Origin of the sequence: Phytobacter sp. V69 (assembly GCF_965644215.1) — a bacterium.
Taxonomy (GTDB): domain Bacteria; phylum Pseudomonadota; class Gammaproteobacteria; order Enterobacterales; family Enterobacteriaceae; genus Phytobacter.
On record NZ_CBFFRL010000285.1, the window covers coordinates 1 to 4,592 of the forward strand.

5 protein-coding genes are annotated in these 4,592 nt (G+C 37.8%); 4 read left to right on the forward strand and 1 reads right to left on the reverse strand.

Going from position 1 to position 4,592, the window contains the following annotated elements:
• The 4 genes from ACSZPU_RS23630 to ACSZPU_RS23645 form a co-directional block, all read left to right on the forward strand.
• Positions 1 to 1,117, forward strand: a 1,117-nt coding sequence (locus ACSZPU_RS23630) for a tyrosine-type recombinase/integrase (RefSeq protein WP_499003905.1), incomplete at its 5' end; no start/stop codon positions are given.
• Between the two features lie 152 nt (positions 1,118 to 1,269).
• Positions 1,270 to 1,464 (forward strand): hypothetical protein, encoded by a 195-nt coding sequence (locus tag ACSZPU_RS23635; protein WP_499003907.1) that lies wholly within the window; start codon positions 1,270 to 1,272, stop codon positions 1,462 to 1,464.
• A complete protein-coding gene (locus ACSZPU_RS23640) occupies positions 1,437 to 2,432 on the forward strand; it encodes a GmrSD restriction endonuclease domain-containing protein (RefSeq protein WP_499003909.1) in 996 nt (331 codons plus the stop codon). Before ACSZPU_RS23635 ends, ACSZPU_RS23640 begins: the two co-directional genes overlap by 28 nt.
• On the forward strand, positions 2,433 to 2,990 hold the full coding sequence (locus ACSZPU_RS23645) for a HEPN domain-containing protein (protein WP_499003911.1): 558 nt from the start codon (positions 2,433 to 2,435) through the stop codon (positions 2,988 to 2,990).
• Between the two features lie 104 nt (positions 2,991 to 3,094).
• Here ACSZPU_RS23645 and ACSZPU_RS23650 read toward each other — a convergent pair whose 3' ends face one another.
• Entirely contained in the window at positions 3,095 to 4,543 is a 1,449-nt protein-coding gene (locus tag ACSZPU_RS23650; protein WP_499003912.1) for a relaxase/mobilization nuclease domain-containing protein, read from the reverse strand.
• Positions 4,544 to 4,592: the final 49 nt, after the last annotated feature.

Sequence of the window (4,592 nt, forward strand, 5' to 3'; positions counted from 1 at the left end):
AATTATCTTTCAATGGTCAAGCTGGGTTGCATCCGATTGTTTTACAAGAGGTTATGCAATTAAGGGACACAGCCTAGGAACCTATCCTCATCTCTCACTTGCCAAGGCTCGGGCTTTACGTGATGAATACTTGTCGTTGCTTGCAAATGGTATCGATCCGCAGATTCACAACAACGATAAAGCCAATGCCCTTAAGAATGCCACTGAACACACGCTACAAGCGGTTGCTAGGAAATGGTTAGATGAAAAGGTTAAGACCTCTGGTATCTCTCCAGACCACGCAGAAGACATCTGGCGGAGCCTTGAACGAAATATTTTCCCCGGTTTAGGCAACGTTCCTATCAAAGAGATCCGTCCCAAGCTCTTAAAACAACACCTTGACCCCATAGAACAACGAGGCGTATTGGAAACCCTACGCCGTATCATTTCACGTCTAAATGAAATTTTCCGTTGGGCTGCAACAGAAGAACTTATTGAGTTTAATCCTGCTGACAATCTCGGCCAGAGATTCAGCAAACCCAAGAAGCAAAATATGCCAGCTTTACCACCAGATGATTTACCCCGATTCTTAATTGCTCTATCTAACGCTTCTATACGGCTCGAAACACGTCTTCTAATTGAATGGCAACTCCTTACGTGGGTTCGTCCGGGAGAAGCTGTCCGTGCTCGGTGGAGTGATATAGACGAAGATAATCGATTCTGGAACATCCCCGGTGAGTTTATGAAGATGAAGCGCCCTCACAGGATTCCGCTGAGTAAAGAGGCTATGCGTATACTTGAGTTAATCAGACCAATTAGTGGTCATAGAGAGTGGGTTTTCCCAAGTATTAAGGCCCCCCTTAATCACATGCATGAACAAACAGCCAATGCTGCAATTATCCGTATGGGATTCGGTGGTGAACTGGTAGCACACGGAATGCGTTCTATAGCAAGAACGGCTGCCGAAGAAAGCGGTAAATTTAGAACAGAGGTGCTTGAATCCGCCTTAGCTCATACTAAGAACAACGAAATCATAGCCGCTTACAATCGTGCTGAGTATCTTGCTGAAAGAACAGAGCTGATGCAGTGGTGGGGAGATTACGTTCAAGCGCAGAAATGTAAGGCAATTGCTGCGTGAAACGATTAACCCCTTATCAAGTAAGAGTGAATCTACAGTATCGGCAGGGCGTTCTCAGTATCCAAGATGTTGGATTACAGAGCGTTCTTCCTAAGCACTTGTTTTAGAGCTAAGATAGTTCTCATCTCCCCTAAATATTAAATGGAGTTTTTATGTCAAACATCGAAAACGAAAATGATTTTATCGAGATTGAAGAGGAAACTTATCCTATTGATGAGTTTGAACTAACGACAACACCAAATGACTTCAATACACTAACTTTAATTAGTTTTATCCGCTCCAAAGTATTTAAAATCCCAAGTTTCCAAAGGCATTTCGTATGGGATATAAAAAATCATCAAAGTTGATAGAATCTCTACTGATCGGACTTCCTATACCACAGATATTTCTTTACGAAAAAGGTAAAAATGAATTTTTAGTAATTGATGGACAACAACGACTGATGTCTCTTTATTATTTCTTTAGCGGAAGATTCCCAAAGCATGAGAAAAGATCAGAGTTGAGAAAAATATTTGATGAGCACGGTTTTATTCCTCCAGAAATTCTTTCCAATGATGATTATTTTAATAAATTCAATCTGAGACTTGATGGGATCGCTGATGGCCAATCAAATAAATTTGATGGCAAGAATTATGAAACATTAGGCGAATCACAAACAACTTTAAATTTAGCGACTATAAGGAATATGGTGATAAAACCCGTAGCGCAGGATTCTGAGGATGGCGCTATGTTTGAAATATTTAACCGGCTTAATAGTGGTGGCGTTAATCTTGCACCACAAGAAATTAGAATGAGTTTATACCATTCAGAATTCTTAGAGCTACTTGTGAAACTGAATGAACATCCAAAGTGGCGATTAATATTAGCTAAAAAAATCATAGATGTGAGATTAAACGATGTTGAAGCTTTGCTTCGCTCATTTGCAATGGCTATTTATTTAGATAAATATAAAAGCTCAGTAAATGGGTTTCTTAACAACTTCTCAAACTTTGCAAAAACTTTCTCACCAGAGAAAATCAATCTCTGCGAATCAATTTGGAATGCATTTATGGATGCATGCCAAGATTTGAGTGAAGAGCACTTTAGAACAGGTGGTAGCAGATTAAGTATAACTCTTTTTGAATCAGTATTTTCCGCAAGTATTGAGGAGTCGCTCGCAACAGGAAAAAACAGCATTAAGAAGATCTCCACTGACTATATTGAGCGCCTAAAATCTGATGAGTTATTTATTCGCTATAGCACAGGTAAAACCACAAGAGGTGAATCAGTTAGAGGCCGTATAGCTAGAGCAAAAGATATCCTCAAGGAGTTTTAAATGAACGATTTGGGGAAACAAGCCATTGACAGCTTATATACAGACTTTACAGAAAACTATGAAAGACTTGTTAGCATTGGTGAAATAAGTTTTGCTAATTCATATAAATCCCAGTTTGCCAAGGTTATTTTATTGGCAAGCGCAAGTTATTTTGAATCAGCGACAACTCTCGTTATACATTCAATGTTGAACCCCGCGCAATGTCAAATTACCAAGACGTTTATTGAAAATAAAGCACTTACCCGGCAGTATCATTCTCTGTTTGATTGGAACAATCGTTCGGCTAATAAGTTTTTCGCTTATTTTGGTGCTGACTTTAAAGCTTTTATGACAGCAAAACTAAGGCAGGATGCAGAGATAAAGGGAAGCATAGATAATTTTTTAGAGTTAGGATACTTGAGAAATCAATTAGCGCATGAGAATTATGCTTTATTTAGGCTAAATCTTACACCTGAAGAAATATACGCAAAATTCCTTGACGCGCATTCCTTTATAGATAATCTTAGCAATTATATGACTGAATTCAAACAATCATTAGCCGAGCACATTGAACATTGATATGCTGCGATTTCGTAATGGGTGAAACTTCCAAACCTCAAGATACCTATTATAAGATCTGGTAATAAAGTAGCACTTAATATAAAAGAGGCCTCAAGCCTCTTTTATCGCAATCTAAAACCAAGAGGTTTTAAATGCTGATCGTCTTTCTGCTGTAGTGGTGTTATTTCATTTTTTGGTTTTTCTTTTTTAAGAGCTTCTTTTATCTTCGATTTAAATCTATTTTCATCCATACTCAATCCCAAAGGCTTTTTCTTTATTTCTTCTTTAACTATTTTCTCTTTATTCCTTGGCTGAATAACAGGTTTTTTAATACCTAAACGTTCTCTTATCTCTTCGATCTTAGTTGCTCTACTATTGAAACTGCTACGGCCTTTGAGTCTAAATTTATTTGTGGCTGCGCTGGCTGTTTTTGCATGATTAAGTATCCTACCAATAGAACCGCTGCTAAATTTATGCCTCCAACTATTGAGGCCACTTTTATTATAATTTTTGATTGATTCTTTATTGTGTTGTTTTTTAACTCTGTTGAGTATTTGTGCAGCTTTTTGTGTTGTTCTTCTAACTTTAGGGACTGTTGGTCTATTATATTTTTCGCTGAGTTTAAAGCTGTTATTGTTGTTTCTAATGAGTTGTTCACTCTGGTTAATGTCTGTTGCGTCTGGTTTAATGCTGTACTGACTGATTCTGATAATATCATCATCGATTCTGTCAACGGCTCTATTGTCATTGAAATTTGGTTCAATAAATGATCGTCCAATACTATTTTCGTCATCTTCTTTTCTTGCTGCGAATCTTCTAACGAGTTCATCATCTCTATCTTTGTCATATTTCACCTTACTTTTAATTGTGTTCCAACTAAACTTTTTACCCAACTGAGAGCCTTTAAAATAAATATTTTTTTCATTATTTTTGATACCAAATGACACCCCAGCGACGTTGCCAGTAGAAGCAACGTTAAAGGCTGGCTCGATGCCTACAGCCTGCAGTCTGTTTATGAACGTCACAAGGTCTGGTTTTCCTGTCATAGCTGCTTGTAAAGAGGCTTGAAGCACCAAACGAGCTGGCTTTTCTCCTGTTCTAAGTGCCATTTCAATTTCGTTCTTGGTTGGTGCTGATACCTCTGATTTTTGACCTTTAAGCCCTTGTGTAATGGTTAAGCCGTGCTTTATCTCAAGACGTTCACAAGCTGCTATTGTGTTAAAAGCTGAGTGCTGCCCAAGCCATACCGAACCATCTAAACTGACTCTATTTACTACTATATGGATATGGTCTTGATCTGTATCTTTATGACGCACACAAATATATTGATGTTTTTCTATATCAATATTCATTTCTTTCAAATAGTCTTTTGCTATATCTTGCCATTGTTCATCTGTTAAATGTTCATTCTTGGGAAGAGATAAAAACGCATGGAAAACAGGTTTTTTTATATCTTGTCTAAAGCTGCTTACAGTTTTAAATTCATCAGTTAAATCACTAACATTATTAAAATCACTTGCCATATTGCTACATATGAAATCGTGATCGGCGGATTCAACTCCGAAGTGCAACGCTAAGCCGCCAATCTTAGCTCTGCAAACACCACAGACGGTTGCCTGA

Bases quoted from the DNA above. Each gene is read 5' to 3' on its own strand.
- ACSZPU_RS23635 (WP_499003907.1), top strand. From the start codon at position 1,270: ATGTCAAACATCGAAAACGAAAATGATTTTATCGAGATTGAAGAGGAA.
- ACSZPU_RS23640 (WP_499003909.1), top strand. From the start codon at position 1,437: ATGGGATATAAAAAATCATCAAAGTTGATAGAATCTCTACTGATCGGA.
- ACSZPU_RS23645 (WP_499003911.1), top strand. From the start codon at position 2,433: ATGAACGATTTGGGGAAACAAGCCATTGACAGCTTATATACAGACTTT.